The organism is Gillisella terrae (genome assembly GCF_004801395.1).
Lineage (GTDB): Bacteria > Pseudomonadota > Alphaproteobacteria > Rhizobiales > Rhizobiaceae > Allorhizobium > Allorhizobium terrae.
This window is the reverse complement of record NZ_SSOA01000012.1, coordinates 1-20,894: the sequence shown is the minus strand read 5'-3', so window position 1 is coordinate 20,894 and position 20,894 is coordinate 1. Positions and strand designations below refer to the sequence as shown.

Below are 20,894 nucleotides of genomic sequence, written 5' to 3'. Positions count from 1 at the left end.
GTCAATTAAAAATAAACTGCCTTTTATCAAGCATGAAAAGCCCAGAATTAGCCCAAGGAAAAGCAATGCCGAAATTGGGAATGGAGCCTGTGAGAAGGAAAGCGTTGGTGGATGCCGCGCTGAAAACCATTGGCCTGCATGGCTCGCTGACGGTCACCATGTCGGAGATCGCCCGCAACGCAGGCGTGTCTCCTGCCCTTGCCCATCATTATTTTGGCAGCAAGGAGCAATTGCTGATCGAGACCATCCGCTCTTTGCTCCGACAATTGCGAACCGACACGGTGGCTGCGCTCTTGAGGGCAAGAACTCCGGTTGAGCGGATTTCCGCAATCATCCACGTCAGTTTTCAGGCCGATCAATTCGCACCCGACACGGTGGCGGCATGGCTTGCCTTTTACTCCGAAGCCCAGCGCTCCGAGGCCACGCGCCGCCTGCTGCTGATTTATGCGCGCCGGCTGCGCTCCAATCTGATGCATGCGCTGACCTCGCTGGCCCCGCCTGTGGATGCCGAGCGTATTGCGGAAGGCACGGCGGCGATGATTGACGGGCTGTATATTCGCCAAAGCCTGCGCGCTGCCCCGCTTTCCATCGAGGCCTCCGTGGCACTGGTGGAAGATTACGTCACCCGCCAACTCCACAGCGCAGAATCGGGAGCTGCCAGCCTATGAGCCCTTCACCCAAGACCAGGCCCAATATTCTGATCATCATGGTGGACCAGTTGAACGGCACGCTGTTTGACAACGGTCCGGCAGACTGGCTGCATGCGCCGCATCTGAAAGCACTGGCGGCCCGCTCTGCGCGCTTTCAAAACAATTACACCTCCTCGCCGCTGTGTGCGCCAGCACGTGCCTCTTTCATGGCGGGGCAACTGCCCAGCCGCACGCAGGTCTATGACAATGCGGCAGAATATGTCTCGTCCATTCCCACTTATGCCCACCATCTGCGCCGCGCAGGCTATTACACAGCCCTGTCTGGCAAGATGCATTTCGTCGGCCCCGATCAGCTCCATGGCTTTGAAGAGCGCCTGACCACCGACATCTACCCCGCCGATTTTGGCTGGACGCCGGATTATCGCAAGCCCGGTGAGCGGATTGATTGGTGGTATCACAATCTCGGCTCGGTGACGGGTTCCGGCGTGGCCGAAATTACCAACCAGATGGAATATGATGATGAAGTGGCCTTTCTGGCCGAGCAGAAGCTTTATCATCTCTCCCGCGACAATGATGACGCGAACCGCCGCCCGTGGTGCCTGACCGTCTCCTTCACCCATCCGCATGATCCTTACGTGGCGCGGAAGAAATACTGGGATTTATACGAGGATTGCGCGCATCTGCTGCCAGAGGTCGGCACGCTGATGGATCAGGACCCGCATTCCAAACGGCTGATCCATGCCTGTGACTATGAGAATTTCAATGTGACGGAAGATGACATCCACCGCTCGCGCCGCGCCTATTTTGCCAATATTTCCTATATCGACGACAAGGTCGGTGCGCTGATCGACACATTGACCCGAACTAGGATGCTGGACAATACATATGTCCTGTTCTGCTCTGACCACGGCGATATGCTGGGTGAGCGGGGTCTGTGGTTCAAGATGAATTTCTTTGAAGGATCAGCCCGCGTACCGCTGATGGTGGCTGGCCCCGGCATTGCCCCCGGCCTGCACCAAACGCCGACCTCCAACCTCGATGTCACGCCAACCCTGTGCGATCTGGCTGGTATTTCCATGGATGAGGTCATGCCCTGGACCGATGGCATGAGCCTGACAGGCATGATCAAAGGAGAGAAGCGCACCGCGCCCGTGTTGATGGAATATGCGGCTGAGGGCTCCTATGCACCTATGGTGTCAATCCGCGAAGGCCGCTGGAAGTACGTGCATTGCGCGCTGGACCCGGACCAATTGTTTGATCTCGATGCTGATCCGCAAGAGCTGACCAATCTCGCGGAGAACCCGGCCTATGCGAATATTCTGGCTGATTTCATCACGAAACGAGAAGCCCGCTGGGACATGGCCCGCTTTGATGCGGCGGTGCGCGAAAGTCAGGCGCGCCGCTGGGTGGTCTATGAAGCGCTGCGCAACGGCTCTTACTATCCATGGGATCACCAGCCGCTGCAAAAAGCGTCTGAGCGCTACATGCGCAACCATATGGACCTGAATATTTTAGAAGAATCCAAACGCTATCCGCGCGGAGAATGATGTATGAAAGCCCAACCCAAAGCCTCCCACTTCATCGACGGCGAATACGTCGAAGACTCCGCTGGCACGGTGATTGAAAGCATCTACCCTGCCACTGGTGAGGTGATTGCCAAGCTTCACGCCGCAACGCCTGCGATTGTCGAGCGCGCTATTGCCTCTGCCAAGCGGGCTCAAAAGGAATGGGCAGCTCTTTCGCCCACGGCGCGTGGCCGGGTGTTGAAAAAAGCCGCCGAGATCATGCGCGCGCGCAACCGCGAACTCTCGGAGCTGGAAACGCTGGATACTGGCAAGCCTATTCAGGAAACCATTGTCGCTGACCCCACCTCGGGTGCCGACTCATTGGAGTTTTTCGGTGGCATTGCGGCCGCTGGCATGAACGGCAGCCATATTCCGCTGGGCGGTGATTTTGCCTATACCAAGCGCGTGCCGCTGGGTGTTTGCGTCGGCATTGGTGCATGGAATTATCCGCAGCAGATTTGCTGCTGGAAGGCCGCACCGGCCTTGGCGGCTGGCAATGCCATGGTGTTCAAGCCATCGGAAATGACGCCGCTGGGTGCGTTGAAAATTGCCGAGATCCTGATTGAAGCCGGTGCGCCCAAGGGTGTGTTCAACGTTATTCAGGGTGATCGTGATACCGGGCCTTTGCTGGTCAATCATCCCGATGTAGCCAAAGTGTCCTTGACCGGATCGGTACCAACCGGACGCAAGGTGGCCGCCGCCGCAGCGGGCCAGCTCAAACATGTGACCATGGAACTGGGCGGCAAATCACCGCTGATCGTGTTTGACGATGCCGATATCGACAGCGCGATTTCCGGTGCGATGCTGGCGAATTTCTATTCCACAGGTCAAGTCTGCTCCAACGGCACGCGGGTGTTTGTGCATCGGGCCATCAAGCAGACCTTCCTTGAGCGCCTGAAAGCCCGCACGGAAGCCATTGTGATTGGCGATCCAACGGATGACGCCACCCAGATGGGGCCGCTGGTGTCGATGGCGCAGCGGGAAAAAGTGCTGTCTTACATCGATAAGGGCAAGGCCGAGGGTGCGACGCTGATCACCGGCGGCGGCATTCCCAATGCAGTGTCCGCGCAAGGTGCTTTTGTTCAGCCCACGGTGTTTGCCGACGTCACCGACGATATGACCATCGCCCGTGAAGAAATTTTCGGCCCCGTCATGTGCGTGCTGGATTTTGATGACGAGGCCGATGTGATTGCCCGCGCCAATGCCACCGAATTTGGCCTGGCTGGCGGCGTGTTTACCGCAGACATCAGCCGTGCCCATCGTGTGGTGGATCAGTTGGAAGCAGGCACGTTGTGGATCAACACCTATAACCTTTGCCCGGTGGAAATGCCGTTTGGCGGCTCCAAGCAATCCGGCTTTGGCCGCGAAAACTCTCAGGCAGCGCTGGAGCATTATTCGGAGTTGAAGACGGTCTACGTCGGCATGGGCAAATGTGAAGCGCCGTATTGAGGGTTGTAAAGACCCCTCCCCAACCCCTCCCCACAAGGGGGAGGGGCTAATCCGTGGTCACCGTCCTGCACTTCTACGACCGCTCATCTTGCGGTGACCTCCGGAAGGAATGCGAACCAAACGGCAAATTAAGCCCTCCCCCTTGTGGGGAGGGTTTGGGAGGGGTTTTTCCCCAGATCTAAAGGCTGGTAACATGCAACAGGCAGATTTCATCATTATCGGTTCAGGCTCGGCAGGCTCGGCCATGGCTTACCGCCTCTCCGAAGACGGCAAGAACACCGTGATTGTGCTGGAGTTCGGCGGCTCGGACATTGGCCCGTTTGTGCAAATGCCTGCGGCGCTGGCCTTTCCGATGAATATGGATCGCTACAATTGGGGCTATCTGAGCGAACCGGAGCCGCATCTCAACAATCGCCGGATGATTGCGCCGCGCGGCAAGGTGGTGGGTGGCTCTTCCTCCATCAACGGCATGGTCTATGTGCGCGGCCATGCGGAGGATTTCAACCGTTGGGATGAGATGGGCGCAACGGGCTGGGCCTATGCCGATGTGCTGCCCTATTTCAAGCGCATGGAAAATGCCCATGGCGGCGAAGAGGGCTGGCGCGGCACCGATGGGCCTTTGCATGTGCGCCGGGGCGAGGTAAAAAATCCGCTCTATCGCGCCTTTATCGAGGCAGGCCGTCAGGCTGGTTTTCCCGTCACCGAGGATTACAACGGCTCCAAACAGGAAGGCTTTGGCCTGATGGAACAGACCAGTTGGCAAGGTCGTCGCTGGTCTGCTGCCAATGCCTATCTGAAACCGGCGCTGAAGCGCGACAATTGCCACTTGATCCGCTGTTTTGCCCGCAAGATCGTGCTGGAAGGCAAACGTGCTGTGGGTGTGGAAGTCGAGATCGGCGGCAAGATCGAAGTGATCCGCGCCAACCGCGAAGTAATCGTGGCAGCTTCCGCCTTCAACTCGCCCAAGCTGCTGTTGCTGTCTGGCATTGGCCCGGCGGCGCATTTGCGTGAGATGGGCATTGAGGTGGTGGCAGATCGGCAAGGCGTGGGCCAGAACCTGCAAGACCATCTGGAATATTACCACCAGTTCAAATCGAAACTGCCGATTACCCTGCATTCCAAAAACAACTGGTTCTGGAAAGGCGTGGTCGGGGCGCAGTGGCTGTTTTTCAAACAAGGCCTTGGCACCTCCAACCAGTTTGAGGCAGCGGCGTTTATCCGATCAGCGGCCGGTATCAAATGGCCGGATATTCAATATCACTTCCTGCCGATTGCGGTGTCTTATGATGGCAAATCCTCGGCAGAAGGCCACGGTTTTCAGGCGCATGTGGGCTATAACATGTCCAAATCCCGTGGCTCTGTCAGCTTGCGCTCACCGGATGTGAAGGACACCCCAGTCTTGCGCTTCAACTATATGAGCGATCCGCAAGACTGGGTGAAATTCCGCCATGCGGTGCGTATCACCCGCGAAATTTTCGCGCAAAAAGCCTTTGATCCCTACCGCGAAAGCGAAATTGCGCCGGGATTGCAAGTCCAGACCAATGATGAGATCGACGCCTATCTTCGCGAGCATCTGGAAGGGGCCTATCACCCCTGCGGCACCTGCAAAATGGGCAGCAAGGATGATCCGATGGCGGTGGTGGACCCAACCTGCAAGGTCATTGGCGTGGAAGGACTGCGGGTGGCCGATTCATCGATCTTCCCGCATGTCACCTACGGCAATCTCAACGGCCCCTCAATCATGACCGGCGAAAAGGCATCCGATCACATCCTCGGCCGCCATCCCCTGCCGCGCTCCAATCAGGAACCGTGGATCAATCCCAATTGGCAGGTGTGTGACCGGTAAAGCCGATTCGATCCTGGAGCATTTCCGGACGGAAAACCGCGACGCACTTTTCCTGGAAATGCTCTTTATTTCTTACGCATTTCCGGACGGAAAACCGCTACACACTTTTCCTGGGAATGCTCTACCGCCGCAGCAGCCCGCGCACGCCGCCGCCGATCAGCAGGGCTATGTCCAGCATCGCTGCCGGAGCCTGGCGTTTATCGGCCACGGCGAGATAGCGGGGCTGCCATTCGGGATGGAACTTGGCTTTGAAGGCCTGAACCCCTTTGAAATTATAGAGCCGCTCACCGTGCTCAAACATGAAGCGCCCCAGATGATGCCACAAAGGGGCACAATTGCGCGCAGACAGGCCTGACAACGGTGCCATGCCCAGATTAAGCTGCTGAAATCCTTCTGCCTGTAGATGCTGAATGATGCGTACAAACAAAAGATCCATTGCGCCGCGATGCACGCCCGGCACATGGCGCATCAGATCAATAAAGGCACTGCCCCGCGTTTCTGTCATCAGGATATTGGCAAATGCCACAATGCGTCCCTCGATGCGAATGATTGCCACCGGATGTGACACGACGTAAGCGCGTTGAAAGGTGCCCAGCGAAAAACCTTTTTCAGCAGCGTTGTGATGGGCAAGCCATGTGTCAGACACCAAAGCCAGTTCATCCATCACCGCCGCCACATCAGCGGGTGGCAGCACCGAAAATTCCAGACCATCGCGCTCGGCGCGATTGATGGAGCGGCGCAATTTGAGCCAATCGCCGCCTTTCAGATCAAACTCTGGCAGGTCCACCACCGCCTGATCTCCGAGCTTGAAAAGCCGCAAACCGGCATCCGCTGCGGTGGGCAAAAATGCAGGCGACACCTGATAAAAAGCCACCCGGCACCCTGCGGCTTTGGCCTTGCGCACCATTTTCATCACCAGCGCTGGCCAAAGTGTTTTCGGCCCCACCGGATCAAACAGCACAATCCATGTGCGACCGCGCCTGCCATACATCACAAATGCGTGACCACAATCGGAAAACAGGATGTGTTTATCACCCAAAGCCACAAGATCGGCGCTGGCATCATCCTGTCTGGCAACGATATCACGCGCCTTTTGCAGGCAGGTTTGTGACACACCGCTTGCAACAAGGCCCTCTGGCCTTTGCGCTATAGTGCGATGCATGCGGGATAAGCCGAGGCTTGCGAAAGCCATGACGGAAAAAGCGATGGCCCCGCCCTGCCCCAAGCCGTGGGTGATGCGATAGGCAAAGCCCATTTGCGCCAATGGCTCTGCCGCCAGTTCCAGCGCGGCCCAAAACAGCGCCGCAGCCCCGAGCAGATAACGGGCGCCGACATCAAAATGATGGCCAGAACGCTGCATCAACCCCGCCAATCGTCGCGCAGGCGAGATTGAATCGCCCACGCCCTGGACCCCCGCCACATCCGCCATCGACAAGCATCCTTTTCGCTATTCATATTAGGTATTTCAAATTAAGCAAGTTCTGCCATGGTCATGTAAACAGGAGGTGAAACGGATCTTTAAAAATGCTCCTGTGCCCGGATAAAATATCATTTACTGGTTTGCGGCAGGCTTACGCTTGCATTCACGGTGCCAAGGTGCTTAGAGCACGGGCATAACCTAAAGCTTGTCGCAGGGCATAAGAGTGACTGCGACACGCCTTAGGTTCTGTTTTGTCGCATGTGCGTTATCGTTTCATTCGAGACACTAAAACGCGACATGCTTTAAAGGTTCCTTGCGCTCGCGGCACCATGCAGAGCCCGCTATAGCCCAACACGGAGAGCACCGTGCAAAGATCAAGACGTTCAAGAATGATGCGCAGGTCCCGCGCGCTCGGTGGCTCATGGCGCGTTTGGAAAATGCGCCTGGTTTTCTGGGCCGGTGCTGCCGCCATTGGTGCCGTCAGTGTCGGTTTTGCCAAGGCCGCCGATGCGGCGCAAGAGTTGTTTCGCACCATTACCCATTCTTCAGATCTGGGCTATCTTTGGCCCCTGCTGATGGCCCCGCTCGGCTTCGTCCTGTGTTGCTACATGGCAGAGCGCTATTTTCCGGCCTCGCAAGGCTCCGGCATTCCCCAGGCCATCGCCGCCCGCCATGTTGGCACCACCGCCGGGCGCGAAAGCCTGCTGTCCATCAAGATCGCAGCGGGTAAAATTCTGCTGACCATCCTCGGCCTGCTGTGTGGCGGCTCGATTGGCCGCGAAGGGCCAACCGTGCAGGTCGGTGCCTCGCTGATGCTGATGTCGGCCCGGATCGGCGGCATGGCGCAAGCCAATGGGCTTATTCTGGCAGGATCGGCTGCCGGTATTTCTGCGGCGTTTAATACGCCCTTGGCCGGTATTGTGTTTGCCATCGAGGAAATGAGCAAAACCTATCACGCCCGCGTCAATGGTCTGGTGCTGATTGCTGTGATCATCTCTGGCCTGTCCGCCTTGGGCATGGTGGGCAGCTATACTTATTTCGGCATCGCCAATCCCGGTGCAAGCAGCCTTGCCGATTGGGCCCTTGTGGCCGTTTGCGGCATTGGTGGCGGGGCGGCAGGCGCACTGTTCAGCTCCATGTCGCTCTACGTGTCGCGGCGCATTCGCCGTTGGGCGCAAACCTCGGCATCGCCTTTGCAGCGCAAAGTGTTGCTGGCCGGGGCCTGCGGCCTTGGCGTGGCAATCATCGGGGTGATCTCCGGCGGGCTGACCTATGGCACGGGTTATGAACAGGCCAGAGGCGCTGTTGAGGGCAATGCGCTGCCCCTGATGTATTTTGCCGAAAAGCTGCTGGCCTCCTTCCTGACCATGGCGTCTGGCATACCGGGCGGTATTTTCGCGCCGTCGCTGTCGGTTGGCGCGGGTCTTGGCAGCACAGCCGCAAGCCTGCTGGGCTCCAGCATCACTTTGGGTGCGGTTTTGGGCATGGCGGGTTATTTTGCCGGCGTTGTGCAAGCGCCCATGACGGCCTTTGTGATCATTCTGGAAATGACGGCCAACCACGATGGCGTCATTCCCATCATGCTTGCCTCCATGCTGGGTTATGCAACATCGCGTGTCCTGTCGCGCGAGCCGCTGTATCATGGTCTGTCGCGCCCGTTTGAAGCGGAAGCCATCCGCGCCAGTCGCGCCGCTGGCCAAAAGCCCGCAAGCGGACATTCTGTGTGAAGGCTTGGCGGTGTGAACGCTTGGCGGTGTGAAGGCTTGACGCCACATCGCTTTGGACCGGAGATCATGCAGCGCATTGCCATGCTGCATGATTTCACCCCACACTCCGGGCCGCAATCGGCCCGGTTTCATATCCATTCAGTTATGAATGTCTTCACATTATTTATTTGCCCGGCGGCCCAACTTCTGTAACGTCATGCCAGAAGTCATATCTGTGTTGATCGCAGATGAAGGGGCATTTCATGAACAGGTGCATTTTGCCGACGTGATTTGCCTCTTGCGTAAGTCGTCGAGCCGGAATCGGTTTGAAGAATTATGCATGATATATGGAGAGTGACAGCGTACCTTTTTGCACCATTCGCGGCGAGAGGTGCTGTCGGGGGAAGTGGCACAGGTTGATGGAGGATCACCGGTGCCGATGACACAAAAAGACGGATTGCGCGACGAATTAATGCGCAAGTCTTTTGGTGTCGGACACGCTTGCCGCAAGGTTTTGATGGCTAATGGGAGGGAAATTTCATGCGTAAAACGATCGTTGCGGGCCTGTGCGGGCTTGGATTAACCTTGATGGCAGGATCGGCAATGGCCGCCGATGTTGTTTTGAAGCTGCACCAGATGCTGCCGCCGCAAGCAACCATTCCTGCCAAGTCCTTGCAACCTTGGGCCGACAAGGTCAAGGCTGAGTCCGGTGGACGGATTGAAGTCGAACTTTACCCAGCCATGCAGCTGGGCGGCAAGCCGAGTGACCTGGTAGATCAGGTCAAGGATGGGGTTGTTGACCTGACCTGGACTTTGCTGGGCTATACGCCCGGCCGTTATCCCAAATCCGAAGCGTTTGAACTGCCATTTGTGGCCACCAATGCCGAGGCCACCTCAGTTGCCTTTTATGATTATTATGAAAAGCACATGAAGGATGAACTGAAAGACTTCCATGTCTTGACTGTTCACACCCATGGTCCTGGCATTTTGCACACCATTGCCTCCAAGCCCATCACATCTTTGGAGTCGATGAAGGGCGTGAAATTGCGTGGCACATCGAAAGTGATCAACCAGATGCTGGAAGCCATGGGAGCCACGCCGATCGGCATGCCGGTCACGGCTGTGCCGGAATCGCTGTCCAAGAGCGTGATTGATGGCACTGTGGTGCCATGGGAAGTGACCCCTTCGATCAAAATTGCCGAGCTTGCACCAAACCACACGTCTTTCTCCGGCAAACACGGCCTCTACACCGCCACCTTCCTGTTTGCGATGAACAAGGACAGCTACAACGCCCTGCCTGACGATCTTAAAAAAGTCATCGACAACAACTCGGGCCGCGAGCTTGCCCGCCAATTCGGCAGGATGATGGATGAAGGCGATGCGCGCGGCAAAGCCATTGCGGAAAAAGCCGGAAACAAACTCATTGTGCTGGATGATGCAGAAACGGCACGCTGGAAAAAGGCTGGCGAACCCGTGACCGCAAACTGGATCCAGGACATGGACAAACGCGGTCTGGACGGCACCACGCTTTATAAGGATGCCGTCGCTTTGGTTGAAAAAGAAAGCAAGTAACGACGCGAAAAGATGCTCAGTCGAGTGCATGATCATGGCGCAATGTGCCGTGATCATGCAGCTTTAAAGCTTGATGCATTGCATAACCCCTGTTCTGCACATGCCATATGCGCGCCTGAACAGGTGGGACAAGTCTCCAAAGGACGCTCCGATGACTTCATCTTCTGCCAGCCCGGCCTCACAGCCCCAGCAAAAGGCAAAAGCCCAACAATGGGTTCATGGTCTGTGCAATCTCCTGGTCTATTTTGGCGGTCTCTGCCTGATCCTGGCGGCGCTTTTGACCGGCATTTCCATTGTTGGCGGGCTCGCCCTTGCCCCCCTGCCCGGCGAGATCGAATTGGTCGAAGCCCTGTGCGGCTTTGCCGTCTTCGCCTTTCTTCCCTATTGCCAATTGATGCGCGGCCATGTGGGGGTTGATTTGCTTCTCAATGCCTTTGGCCCCAAGGCGATGAACTGGTCGCAACTGGTGGGAGATCTGGTGATCGCCATTCTGTTTGGCCTGATCACCTGGCGTCATGCCATTGGGTTCATGGACAAATTGAACAATGGCGAAACAACCTTGCTGCTGCTTTTGCCCGTCTGGTGGGGCTATGCGGTGGCGCTCATTCTTCTCATCGCCAATCTGCTGGTCTGTCTTTATGCACTGGCCACCGACATGCAGGCCATTCGCACAGGCCAAGCCATCAACACAGCGCCGGGAGCCCATTGATGACAAGTATCGAAATCGGCCTGTGGTCTTTTCCTGTTCTCATTGCCCTGATTTTTATGCGCATCCCCATCGGCGCTGCCATGCTGGCCACCGGCATTGTCGGCACCTATCTGGTCACAGGGCGCTGGGCGATTATCCTGTCCCAGCTTAAAGGGATCGCGTGGATCACCAATGCCAATTACTCGCTCTCGATCATTCCGCTGTTTTTGCTGATGGGCCAGTTTGCGGCCCGAGGCGGCATGAGCCAATCGCTTTTCAATGCAGCCGCCGCGTTTCTTGGTCATCGTAAAGGCGGCGTCGCCATGGCCGCCGTAGGGGCCTGCGCAGGCTTTGGTTCTATTTGCGGCTCATCATTGGCAACGGCGGCCACCATGGCGCAAGTGGCATTGCCTGAGCTGAAACGCCACGGTTATGGCGGGGGGCTGGCAACAGCGGCTCTCGCCGCAGGCGGCACGCTCGGCATCCTCATCCCACCCTCCGTGGTGCTGGTGATCTATGCCATTCTGGCCGAGCAAAATATTGCCAAGCTGTTTCTGGCGGCCTTTGTGCCGGGGCTTCTGGCCGCTGTGTCTTATCTGATTGCCATTGCCATTTATGTGCGCCTTCACCCCGATGAAGCAGGCCAAGCCCCCAGAATACCATGGGCACAGCGCCTTCCGGCATTGATTGCCGTTTGGCCAGTGGTTGCCATTTTTGGTCTGGTGGTTGGCGGCATTTATCTGGGCTGGTTTACACCCACGCAAGCAGCCGCCATTGGGGCTGCCAGCGCCGGTCTGGTGGCATGGATCAATGGCGGGCTAAACCGGGAAGCGTTGCTGGACTGCTTCAAGCAAACCGCAACATCCACCGGCATGATCTTTTTCATCGTGCTTGGCGCGTCGGTGTTCAACTCCTTCCTGGCCTTTTCGCGTCTGCCGCAAGTGGGCGCAGAATGGGTGACCGCGCAAGGGTTTAGCCCAATGATGGTGCTGATCATCATTTTGGTGCTCTACATCATCTTCGGCTGCATCATGGATTCGCTGTCGATGATCGTACTGACCATTCCGATTTTCTTCCCCATTGTCACCGCCATGGATTTTGGCATGACACCAGAGCATTTCGCCATCTGGTTTGGTATTCTGGTGCTGATGGTGGCCGAAATTGGCATGATAACGCCACCGGTGGGGCTCAACCTCTTCATCATTTCGGCCATGTCGAAGGGGGTGCCAATCCGTGAGACCTATAAGGGCATCATCCCCTTTATCTCCGCCGATCTGCTGCGGATCATCGTTCTCACCGCATTCCCGATCATCTCGATCTTTCTGGTCTAGAGTTTATCAGGGAAGCGTGGAATCTTTCTGATCTGACAAACTCAAACAAACAATTTTACAGCGCCGTGCGCCATATAGGGCGCACGGCATCAAAGGCTGAATGCCCCAAACCAGGCATTGTCGCAGCACACGTCACCATGCCTACAAGAGCTGCAACACCGATTGCACACTGGTATTCACGATTGACAGCGATTTTATCCCCAGTTGCTCTCGCACCTGAAGCGCTTTCAGACGATTGGATTCCTCATCCATATTGGCATCCACCATGCCGCCAACGCCTTTACTGATAGAGCCCTGCAACTGCTTGGAAAATTCAAATTGCATGTCCACCCGCGTTCCCATCGCGCCGATCTGGGTGGCAACATCGGTCATTCGCTCAGTCATGAGGTCAACAACCTGGATCATCTCATCGATGTCTGTGGTGGAGGTGTTACTCGACAGTCTGATTTCGTTGTAATTGGTGCCAGCATTGGTACCGTTAAACATCACCCAGGTTTTGGCCGTCCCAAGCTCGGCGGAAAAGCCGGAGCCGGTGAGGATTCCGCGCTCTCCTTCGACATCATCAATCAGATAATTGACCTCGGACGTGCCCGCCTTGCCATTGATATCGTAATTGATGGTATTGACCGTCACCATCCCGGAATTATCACGCACAAAAGATCCAACGAGGTCGCGGTTGGCCCTGTCTGCGGTTGATGAGCGTTGCAGCCAATTTTCCTGCGAAAAGCTCGAGGATTCGGCAATGGATCGAAACTGACGCCGCATCTCATCCAATTCACTGTTGATTTTGTTGCGATCCACCCCAGTGTCGCGCGCAGAAATAAGGCGCGCCTTGACGTCGGACATCAAATCGGTTGCAGTGCGCATGCCGTTGGAGGCGGTGTCAATCACGCTCCCGGCCATATTCAGCGCGTCTTGCACCGAGGCAATTGAACGGTTGTCAGAACGCATCGTGGTGGCAATAGACCAATAGGCCGCATTATCGGAAGGCTTGTCCACCCGATAACCCGTTGTCATCCGGCTTTGGCTGGCACTCAGACTCATTCCGCTGTTACGCAAACTCTGAAGCGCAGTATATGCGGTCACATTTGTGTTTTTACTCACCATACGCTTTACTCACATACTCAAAAACAAGACATGGGAAAGCCCTGCGGCAGAGCAAACACCCTGACACCCCTCATGACGCCCACGTCGCTACACAAAACAAAAATCCCCCAACGGAATGAGGTATTTATAGGGGCGTTAACGTTAAGGCGCTGCCAAAGAACATGGTGAAAAATGAATTAAGTGGGAGCTTATGCAATTAAGGATTATATACTCCAACGAGCCTGTTGCCCGTTTCTCAGTAATTAAAGAAAGCTATTTTCGCCTTATTTTCAAACTGCATTTTATTAGAATTTCCTAATGTCGTCTTGTCTACATTGAGACTGATGATTTTTTCTGCAATGTCTTCTACAAGGTGGATGGATATAACATTGACTATATAAACAACTTCAGACAAAAAAACCGCCGATAAGCACCGACGGTGCTAATACTATTAAACTCCTCTCTACTGCGCTATTCTTCTCCCATCAACTCCATTGCGTAAATATCCAGAATCTCCATTCGCCGTTTGAGAAATGAAGGATAATCCATTTTCTCGAATTCTTTGGGACATAAAGCTTCTTCAACATAAATCGGCATATTTGTATTTTTAAATTTCTCAATATATTCTTCCGGAGACTTATCTCGGATAGCGTTATTGTCTGATCGAGTTAGGAAGCATATATTTGCCAATACATTAATAGAATTGCGCGGAACCTCGAGTTTTTCTAGATATTTACGAGGAAAAATATGGTGATACTCGTGTTGGCTGGCTTTTTTGAGTATTTTTGAAGTGTCAATCTTTGCACCACTTACAAAAGAATGTGGCCCTTTTGAATTCAATAGAAGGATTAAGGTCTTGGAATTTGCGTTTCCGGCCGAAAAATTTCCCATAAAGAATACACTATTTTCAGCGCGAGGAAGCCGGAAATCATGGCTCTCATTTTCTTTCAGACGCCGGAATTCGATGATGTCGGCTGCCTGCCGCTCATTGACGTCGGATGAAAAACGTCTTGTGAACAGAGCACGCCAGAACCATTTGATGATGACATTCTTTTGTTTATCGGTGTATGGATGCCCTTCGGCCTTATCCGTCGCAAAGAAGGCACTCAGCGGGACCATAATGCCCGGAAAGGGTAACAGTTTATACTGCTGAACATCGAGCTCCCGCTTCAGGAAATCGATTGCGCCAATGATTCCTCGTTCAATCTCTTGGAAACGTTGACGTATGTCCTCGCCTTTTAAACCAATGATGTCCGAGGGCGTTGTCCGCCCGTGAATGACACCCGCGCAAATTCTTAACTGCAAGTCTTGATCGTTACACAAGTCCTCGTAGCCATGTTCTGCGATTTTGACTTGGAGCGCCTTGAACTTCTCAACTAAATCGAAATCGTCCGACCAACTCCACGCTGTCAAAAGTTCGAAAATTTCTAGGGGAGTTCCGGCTCTGTTGATGCGTTCGAATACAATAGCCACCTTGTTTCGATCACCAGACTCAAATGTCTCGTTTGGAATGAGGTACTCTTTAAACCTGTCTTGCAACAAAACAACCTTAGTTAGATTCTCCTCCGACAATTTCAAGGTCTCTATCCGATAAGTGGCTGCATCAAACAACGTTTTCACAGAAAAATGTCGAGTTTTGTCAACCTCACCTTCGGACAAACATAGAAAAAGAGACTCCTGCATATCATCTTCGGCTAGCATATCAAAATATACATCTGTAAATTCAGAATTCACAGGCTTCAGTTCCGTCTGAAATACACTAAACAAGCTAGTTATTCTTTGCTGACCATCCAACACATAGTTTACGGGATAGTCTTTTTGAGGCTCTGGCAATACAAATGACCCAAGCTTTTTCTCTGATTTCAATCTATTATCAGTTTTCCAAAGAATTATAGTGCCAATAGGGAATCCTTTGTATATGCTGTCTAATAAAAACGCGACTTGATCAGCCTCCCATACGTAATCCCGTTGAAAAGCTGGAATACGTATATCACCAATATTCACACGATTTATAAGCTTTCTTATAGTTAACGGCTCACCCATCTACATCCCCCTTATAAGCATTCAGAAGGAATGCAGGTTCAACAAAAGGTTGTCAATATTTTTTGACTAGACTCGCGATACAGCGAGGATAACGGTGAAGATGCGCCACGTAAACTTTTACGTGCCATCTAATTGGATTATATAACTAAAATGAAAGTGGCTGGGGCGCCAGGATTCGAACCTGGGCATGCCGGTACCAAAAACCAGTGCCTTACCGCTTGGCTACGCCCCAACACGAAAAGGTGGAGGCAAATCGCTCAACCCTTCGGATGGGCGGTCATTAGCAAAACTGGACGCGGCCTGCAATGACCCTTTTTATCTTTTTAACCGAAATTGCCGCGTAACGGCAAAAAAACAGTTCGAAAAACTATGGAACGATCTGCTGACCCATCGGTTATTTCAGCGAGACGCACATGTGAATGTCACCGAATATGCGGTGACGAAGATCAGGTTCGGTGCGTTTGTCTCACGATCGATTCGCAAAACAGCCTGTCTGTTTTCATGATCGGCGTGTGTCCTTCACAAGATATGGAAAGGAACGACAATGACCAAGATGAATGAAGCCAAGATTCTCATTCTTGCCACCGATGGCTATGAACGATCCGAGTTGCGCGTTCCGCTTGAGCAATTGCGGGCCAAGGGCGCAACTGTGAAAATTGCCTCTTTGAAAAAAGAGCCGATCAAAAGCTGGGATGACAAAAACTGGGGCGACACGGTGGATGTCGATCTGCTGGTCGGCGATGCCAAGGTCGATGATTTTGACGCGATTGTGCTGCCGGGCGGTCAGATCAACCCCGATATTTTGCGCACCGATCAGGCAGCCGTGAAGCTGGTTCGTGATTTTGTTGCCTCGGGCAAGGTTGTTGCGGCGGTCTGCCACGCACCATGGCTTCTGGTTGAGGCCGATGCGCTGCGCGGTCGCAAGGCAACATCCTATCACTCGATCAAGACCGACGTGAAAAACGCAGGCGCTCAATGGGTTGATGAAGCTGTCGTGACCGACAAGGGCATCATCACCTCGCGCAATCCCGGCGATCTCAACGCGTTTGTTGCCAAGATTGTCGAGGAAATTGGCGAAGGACGCCATGAGCGACGTGCGGCCTAAACCGCAGTGACCAACACCGCCTAAGCCAAAGCCTTCTCTCCAGCCGGGGAGAAGGCTTTTTTGCGCTTTACTCGGTCGGATTTTATGTCAACTGTGGATATGCAATCATAAAAAAGGATCACCCATGCCCGGTTATTCGGCCCGACCACCTGCCATACCCACCATTGTTTTGGATGATGCCGTGACACGCATTGTGCGCTGGGATTTTGAGCCGGGGGCTGCCACTGGCCATCACGTCCACGGTCTGGGCTATGTTGTGGTGCCGATGACTGATTGCCATTTCCTGATTGAAGACGAAACAGGCGAGCGCCGCGTTACCAGCCGCGCTGGCGAAGCCTATCGCCGCGATGCGGGCGTTGCCCATAATGTTATCAATGGGGGTGACCAGCCCATGAGCTTTATTGAAATCGAATACAAATAGCGCTCTGCCATCCCCTTCCTGATAAAGGCCTCTCTTACCGTGAATCGTGCTCTCGCCTCCTCCATATCCGCCGATTATCAGGCGGCCCATGGTCAATGCCTGTCGCTTGCGCCTCTGGTGCAGCGGGTAACGGCCAATAATCCCGGCATGATGACCTTCGAAGGCACCAACAGCTATATCATCGGCGATCAATACGTCTGCATTATTGATCCCGGCCCGGCCGATGAGGCGCATTTTGCTGCTCTGCTGCGGGCCTTGCAGGGCCGCACCCTCACCCATATTGTCGTCAGCCACACCCACCGCGACCATTGTGGATTGGCAGTGCAACTCCAGCAGGCAACGGGTGCCTTGCTGGTGGCCGAGGGGCCGCATCGCTTGTCACGGCCATTGCATGACGGGGAGGCCGATGCCTTTGGCGAGAGCAGTGATTATACATTTGCGCCAGACATCAGCCTCAAGGATGGCGAGATGCTGCGCGGCGATGGCTGGGCACTGGAAACTGTCCTCACTCCCGGCCATGCCGCCAATCATGCGGCCTTCGCGCTTGAAGGCTCGGGCGTGCTGTTTTCAGCCGATCACGTGATGGCATGGTCAACCACGGTGGTTGCGCCGCCGGATGGCTCCATGCGCCACTATATGGCCTCGCTGGACAGGCTGCTGGCACGGCAAGATACCGTCTATCTGCCGGGGCACGGCGGAGCGGTGCTGGAACCCGCCGCCTATGTGGCCCACCTCAAAAACCATCGCTTAACGCGGGAAGCCTCCATCATTGCCAGCATCCAGGCCGGTGATCGCACGGTGGACGCCGTGGTCGCTACCCTCTATCGCGGCCTTGACCCCAAGCTCTATAGAGCCGCAAGCCTGTCGGTGCTGGCGCATCTGGAAGATCTGGTTGAAAGAGGCATCCTCAACAGCAGCGGCCCGGCCTTGCTGACCAGCACCTATACACCGAATTGATGGCCACCTGACGTCTGCGCCGTTACTCGGCGGCAATGCCCAAAAGCGCACCGTCCATCGCGGTCAGATAACGGTTGGCAATGGCGGCTGACAGGCCCAGATCGTGCGGCCCATAGCGGCTGGCCACGCGCATATCCACCAGCACACTGTCTTCCTCTTCCCGCAAGCGAATGACGATATCAAAGGGCAGGCCCGTGATAAAATCGCGGCTGGTGGCCTGAATGCGAATGGTGCCTGCCGGTTCATTATCCGTATCCGGCATCTCCTGCTCTGGCTCAGGTCTCGCCAAAGGCACCGGAGCCTTAACGGCGGTACCATCGCCCAACAGCTCTGGCCGCATGGGGGTGGCGGGAAAATCCGGACGCGCATAGGCCGCACCTGCGGTTTGCGTTACCTTGAAGCGCTGGTCTGACGCAACTTGCCGCGCCGTTTGATAAACCCTGTCCAGCGCGCCATTATAGCTGCGCACCGTCAGGGTCGGATAGGCCGCGGCTTGAAGCCGCGCATTCGACGCCGGATCAGACTTGGGCCTTGGCATCCAACCTTGTACCGCCTTGGGCGGCGCAATCCAGGCCGCAGGCTCTTCTGTATCCGTTACAATTTCAAAAATCTGTGGGCGCGTTTCATAATAATGCGCCGCCACGCCCAACACGCTGAGTGGCAACACAGCAATAATCAGCGCCTTGCTGGCGGCAATGCCGCCTTCTGCCCCAACCTGCCATAATCGCCACAGCCCCCAGAGCGCCAGGGGCACCGTTAAAAGCGCCAGCCCGCCAGATAAAAGCGACAGCAAAACGAATGTGGGCACCTGTAGAGAGCCGAGCCGAAAAGCCGCGAAGCTTCCAATCAACAGCAAAAAGGACACAATGGCCAAGCGCAACGCATACCGGGCGCTTAAGGAAACAGGACGAATAAAACGGATGCTCATGCGGGGCGAGTTGGCTCCAGCTTATATTGGGCCTTGTGTACTCTGCTGATGCGCACGGCGCAACCGGCTGTGAAGCCAGCAAATCACCTTGCTTCGGAAGACCCTCAGCGCCTCTCACCAAATGTGGCGCACCGGCAACGCCCCCCTCTTTTCAAGAGTTGCGTAATGTAGACAACAAGGATAATAAATTCTCAACGAAAGATTGACTTTATGAATGAGACAACCAAAATCGCGAAAATTCGTTTTAGATATTATAAAACACGAATGATCTGACGGGGCGTATGGCACTATAATGGGACGTATCAATATAGATCTCAGCAAAATCCATACCTATCCTTGGATAATAAACATATTTTCCAAAGAAGACAGATTTTCTCTGTCACGTGTCAATTTTAGTCGTTGAAGTGAGATTTTTCACTTCAAAGATTCCTTCTAAAAATGAGTTTCTCTCAAATATAGAAGCTGTACTGCGTTGAAAAATGAGGCGAAAGAGCGCCGCCTCTCAAGGGATAACTGTGGCGTCCCACAGATTTTACTGGCAATAAATATGAAATGAACCGCCTGTGGAGGATCCGTGAAAGGAAAACGTAGAGGAACAAGCAATAAGGTGACGCTGACGGATGTGGCGCTTAAAGTGGGGGTCAGCCCCATCACAGTATCACGCGCCCTCAACCGTCCGGAAAAAGTGACGGACGAATTACGGGAAACCATATTGGAGGCCATAGAAGAGCTGGGCTATGTGCCCGATTTGGCCGCAAGGGCCCTGGCCAGCCGCCACAGCAACATCATTGGGGTGCTGTCATCCATGTTGGGCAGCAGCATTTTTCCACCTGTCATGAAGGGTATCGAAGACCGCATGCGCAACAGCGGCATGCACACTCAATATGTGAATACCAGTTTCTGCGCCGACGAAGAGATCCGCCTGCTAAAAGAATTTTTTGCGCAAAACCCGGCAGGCATCATGATTGGCGGGGTGCAAGTGGACCCACGCGTCACGGACCTTTTGCGGCAGGCCCCCTGCCCTGTCTTGCAATTTATTGATATCAGCTATCCCGCCATCGACATGGCCATCGGCGTGAACAATAGAGCGGCAGGCACGGTTGCCATTGATCATCTTCGGGCCAAAGGCTATCGCCGCATCGGCTTTTGCTCTGGTCGGCTTGATATTCCTGTCACAATGCGACTTGACAGCTTCAGGCAGCGCCTCACGCAAGACGGCCTCTACAATCCTGATCTGGTTATTTCCGTCAATGCCGCAAATCCCTTCAGCCTCGGCAGCGAAATTCTGGATCGGCTGCTGGCTGTAGATCCGCAACTGGATGCCGTGCTGTGCGCCCATGATGATCTGGCCATCGCCGTGCTGTTTGAATGTCAACGCCGTGGCATTGATGTGCCGCATCAATTGGGTGTCTGCGGCTTTTCCGATATTGATTATTCAGCCTATGTTGTGCCCTCTTTGACCACTGTGCGCATGCCGCTCTATCAACTGGGCTTTAGTGCCGCCAACATGATTTTGCGCGTCAACGAAGGCCGCAAGCACACAGAGCCGGTGGATCTGGGCTTTGAGCTGATCGAGCGCGACTCCACCCGCCGCAACATAAAATGAGTGCGAACAGCCGCCACCGGCATTCGCGCTTGCCCTCACAGCTATTGGCGCTTGATTACAGCGCAAAATACGCTAGACAACCCTTTGAACGCGATTGCCGTTATCTATAGAACGGGATCGGGCGGCCGATTGACGTCACGCTGCTGCCACGAGATCACGTGGCCGTTCCTTTGGCTTCAAGAAACATGATACAATGTGAATGTGCGAATTATATTGAGCACTTGACACTACAATTATTTCCTTTTCTGAATATCTTTTTCCATTGTGAGGAAATCCGCGTGTTTAGTATTATCATGGCCAGCGATGACTCTGAATGGGACGTCAAAAAACACACACCAACAGCGGGTACTTTTTTACTTTCACGCTTCTTAGAATACACGGACCCGACGATAGCCAGGCCTATCGCATATGGTGAATGAGCTCGAGTAGGTATTTCTCGTTCCATGCGGCCTTTTTGAGTTTTCGTCGCATGGGAACCCTTTCTGGATGCATGGTGGCAATGTTGAGTGCGAGCCGTCGCA

General features: G+C 54.5%; 16 protein-coding genes and 1 tRNA gene. 12 read left to right on the top strand and 5 right to left on the bottom strand.

The window, feature by feature from the left end; translation table 11 throughout:
- The first annotated feature begins 65 nt into the window (after positions 1 to 65).
- The 4 genes from betI to betA all read left to right on the top strand — a co-directional run bounded on the left by betI (position 66) and on the right by betA (position 5,510).
- Positions 66 to 668 carry a transcriptional regulator BetI gene (betI, locus tag E6C51_RS17385; protein ID WP_190236923.1) on the top strand — a complete coding sequence of 201 codons (603 nt, stop codon included), beginning with the start codon at positions 66 to 68 and terminating at the stop codon, positions 666 to 668.
- Positions 665 to 2,197: a choline-sulfatase gene (betC, locus tag E6C51_RS17380; protein WP_190236922.1), complete on the top strand. Its 1,533-nt coding sequence runs from the start codon at positions 665 to 667 to the stop codon at positions 2,195 to 2,197. Before betI ends, betC begins: the two co-directional genes overlap by 4 nt.
- 3 nt (positions 2,198 to 2,200) lie before the next feature.
- Positions 2,201 to 3,664 carry a betaine-aldehyde dehydrogenase gene (gene betB / locus E6C51_RS17375; RefSeq protein ID WP_190236921.1) on the top strand — a complete coding sequence of 488 codons (1,464 nt, stop codon included), beginning with the start codon at positions 2,201 to 2,203 and terminating at the stop codon, positions 3,662 to 3,664.
- 193 nt (positions 3,665 to 3,857) lie between these two features.
- Positions 3,858 to 5,510 (top strand): choline dehydrogenase, encoded by a 1,653-nt coding sequence (betA, locus tag E6C51_RS17370; RefSeq protein ID WP_190236920.1) that lies wholly within the window; start codon positions 3,858 to 3,860, stop codon positions 5,508 to 5,510.
- A 121-nt stretch (positions 5,511 to 5,631) separates the two neighbouring features.
- On the opposite strand, the gene E6C51_RS17365 is transcribed toward betA, so the two are convergent.
- Positions 5,632 to 6,939 carry a phosphatidylglycerol lysyltransferase domain-containing protein gene (locus E6C51_RS17365; protein ID WP_190236919.1) on the bottom strand — a complete coding sequence of 436 codons (1,308 nt, stop codon included), beginning with the start codon at positions 6,937 to 6,939 and terminating at the stop codon, positions 5,632 to 5,634.
- A gap of 380 nt (positions 6,940 to 7,319) precedes the next feature.
- Between E6C51_RS17365 and E6C51_RS17360 the strand changes: the two genes are divergently transcribed.
- The 4 genes from E6C51_RS17360 (at position 7,320) to E6C51_RS17345 (ending at position 12,227) form a co-directional block, all read left to right on the top strand.
- Positions 7,320 to 8,657 carry a chloride channel protein gene (locus E6C51_RS17360; protein ID WP_146936469.1) on the top strand — a complete coding sequence of 446 codons (1,338 nt, stop codon included), beginning with the start codon at positions 7,320 to 7,322 and terminating at the stop codon, positions 8,655 to 8,657.
- Between the two features lie 519 nt (positions 8,658 to 9,176).
- Positions 9,177 to 10,208 (top strand): TRAP transporter substrate-binding protein, encoded by a 1,032-nt coding sequence (locus E6C51_RS17355; protein ID WP_146936467.1) that lies wholly within the window; start codon positions 9,177 to 9,179, stop codon positions 10,206 to 10,208.
- Positions 10,209 to 10,359: 151 nt separating this feature from the next.
- The gene (locus E6C51_RS17350; RefSeq protein WP_190236918.1) at positions 10,360 to 10,917 is read left to right on the top strand and encodes a TRAP transporter small permease; all 558 of its coding nucleotides are present in this window, start codon (positions 10,360 to 10,362) and stop codon (positions 10,915 to 10,917) included.
- Complete coding sequence (locus tag E6C51_RS17345; protein ID WP_190236917.1) at positions 10,917 to 12,227, top strand: TRAP transporter large permease; 1,311 nt, start codon at positions 10,917 to 10,919, stop codon at positions 12,225 to 12,227. Before E6C51_RS17350 ends, E6C51_RS17345 begins: the two co-directional genes overlap by 1 nt.
- Positions 12,228 to 12,368: 141 nt before the next feature.
- On the opposite strand, the gene E6C51_RS17340 is transcribed toward E6C51_RS17345, so the two are convergent.
- The 3 genes from E6C51_RS17340 to E6C51_RS17330 form a co-directional block, all read right to left on the bottom strand.
- Complete coding sequence (locus E6C51_RS17340; protein WP_146936461.1) at positions 12,369 to 13,334, bottom strand: flagellin N-terminal helical domain-containing protein; 966 nt, start codon at positions 13,332 to 13,334, stop codon at positions 12,369 to 12,371.
- Between the two features lie 450 nt (positions 13,335 to 13,784).
- The gene (locus E6C51_RS17335; RefSeq protein WP_190236916.1) at positions 13,785 to 15,356 is read right to left on the bottom strand and encodes a GmrSD restriction endonuclease domain-containing protein; all 1,572 of its coding nucleotides are present in this window, start codon (positions 15,354 to 15,356) and stop codon (positions 13,785 to 13,787) included.
- Positions 15,357 to 15,513: 157 nt separating this feature from the next.
- Positions 15,514 to 15,588, bottom strand: a tRNA-Gln gene (locus tag E6C51_RS17330).
- Between the two features lie 312 nt (positions 15,589 to 15,900).
- Here E6C51_RS17330 and E6C51_RS17325 point away from each other — a divergent pair.
- The 3 genes from E6C51_RS17325 to E6C51_RS17315 all read left to right on the top strand — a co-directional run bounded on the left by E6C51_RS17325 (position 15,901) and on the right by E6C51_RS17315 (position 17,839).
- Positions 15,901 to 16,461: a DJ-1/PfpI/YhbO family deglycase/protease gene (locus tag E6C51_RS17325; RefSeq protein WP_146936459.1), complete on the top strand. Its 561-nt coding sequence runs from the start codon at positions 15,901 to 15,903 to the stop codon at positions 16,459 to 16,461.
- A gap of 124 nt (positions 16,462 to 16,585) precedes the next feature.
- Positions 16,586 to 16,882 carry a cupin domain-containing protein gene (locus tag E6C51_RS17320; protein WP_146936457.1) on the top strand — a complete coding sequence of 99 codons (297 nt, stop codon included), beginning with the start codon at positions 16,586 to 16,588 and terminating at the stop codon, positions 16,880 to 16,882.
- 39 nt (positions 16,883 to 16,921) lie between these two features.
- Positions 16,922 to 17,839 (top strand): MBL fold metallo-hydrolase, encoded by a 918-nt coding sequence (locus E6C51_RS17315; RefSeq protein ID WP_230987406.1) that lies wholly within the window; start codon positions 16,922 to 16,924, stop codon positions 17,837 to 17,839.
- Between the two features lie 22 nt (positions 17,840 to 17,861).
- On the opposite strand, the gene E6C51_RS17310 is transcribed toward E6C51_RS17315, so the two are convergent.
- Entirely contained in the window at positions 17,862 to 18,767 is a 906-nt protein-coding gene (locus E6C51_RS17310) for a DUF1499 domain-containing protein (RefSeq protein ID WP_190236915.1), read from the bottom strand.
- A gap of 574 nt (positions 18,768 to 19,341) precedes the next feature.
- Between E6C51_RS17310 and E6C51_RS17305 the strand changes: the two genes are divergently transcribed.
- Positions 19,342 to 20,373 (top strand): LacI family DNA-binding transcriptional regulator, encoded by a 1,032-nt coding sequence (locus E6C51_RS17305; RefSeq protein WP_190236914.1) that lies wholly within the window; start codon positions 19,342 to 19,344, stop codon positions 20,371 to 20,373.
- Positions 20,374 to 20,894 lie beyond the last annotated feature (521 nt).

Coding starts and splice junctions, on each gene's coding strand:
- betI (WP_190236923.1), top strand. CDS start 66: ATGCCGAAATTGGGAATGGAGCCTGTGAGAAGGAAAGCGTTGGTGGAT.
- betC (WP_190236922.1), top strand. CDS start 665: ATGAGCCCTTCACCCAAGACCAGGCCCAATATTCTGATCATCATGGTG.
- betB (WP_190236921.1), top strand. CDS start 2,201: ATGAAAGCCCAACCCAAAGCCTCCCACTTCATCGACGGCGAATACGTC.
- betA (WP_190236920.1), top strand. CDS start 3,858: ATGCAACAGGCAGATTTCATCATTATCGGTTCAGGCTCGGCAGGCTCG.
- E6C51_RS17365 (WP_190236919.1), bottom strand. CDS start 6,939: ATGGCGGATGTGGCGGGGGTCCAGGGCGTGGGCGATTCAATCTCGCCT.
- E6C51_RS17360 (WP_146936469.1), top strand. CDS start 7,320: ATGATGCGCAGGTCCCGCGCGCTCGGTGGCTCATGGCGCGTTTGGAAA.
- E6C51_RS17355 (WP_146936467.1), top strand. CDS start 9,177: ATGCGTAAAACGATCGTTGCGGGCCTGTGCGGGCTTGGATTAACCTTG.
- E6C51_RS17350 (WP_190236918.1), top strand. CDS start 10,360: ATGACTTCATCTTCTGCCAGCCCGGCCTCACAGCCCCAGCAAAAGGCA.
- E6C51_RS17345 (WP_190236917.1), top strand. CDS start 10,917: ATGACAAGTATCGAAATCGGCCTGTGGTCTTTTCCTGTTCTCATTGCC.
- E6C51_RS17340 (WP_146936461.1), bottom strand. CDS start 13,334: ATGGTGAGTAAAAACACAAATGTGACCGCATATACTGCGCTTCAGAGT.
- E6C51_RS17335 (WP_190236916.1), bottom strand. CDS start 15,356: ATGGGTGAGCCGTTAACTATAAGAAAGCTTATAAATCGTGTGAATATT.
- E6C51_RS17325 (WP_146936459.1), top strand. CDS start 15,901: ATGACCAAGATGAATGAAGCCAAGATTCTCATTCTTGCCACCGATGGC.
- E6C51_RS17320 (WP_146936457.1), top strand. CDS start 16,586: ATGCCCGGTTATTCGGCCCGACCACCTGCCATACCCACCATTGTTTTG.
- E6C51_RS17310 (WP_190236915.1), bottom strand. CDS start 18,767: ATGAGCATCCGTTTTATTCGTCCTGTTTCCTTAAGCGCCCGGTATGCG.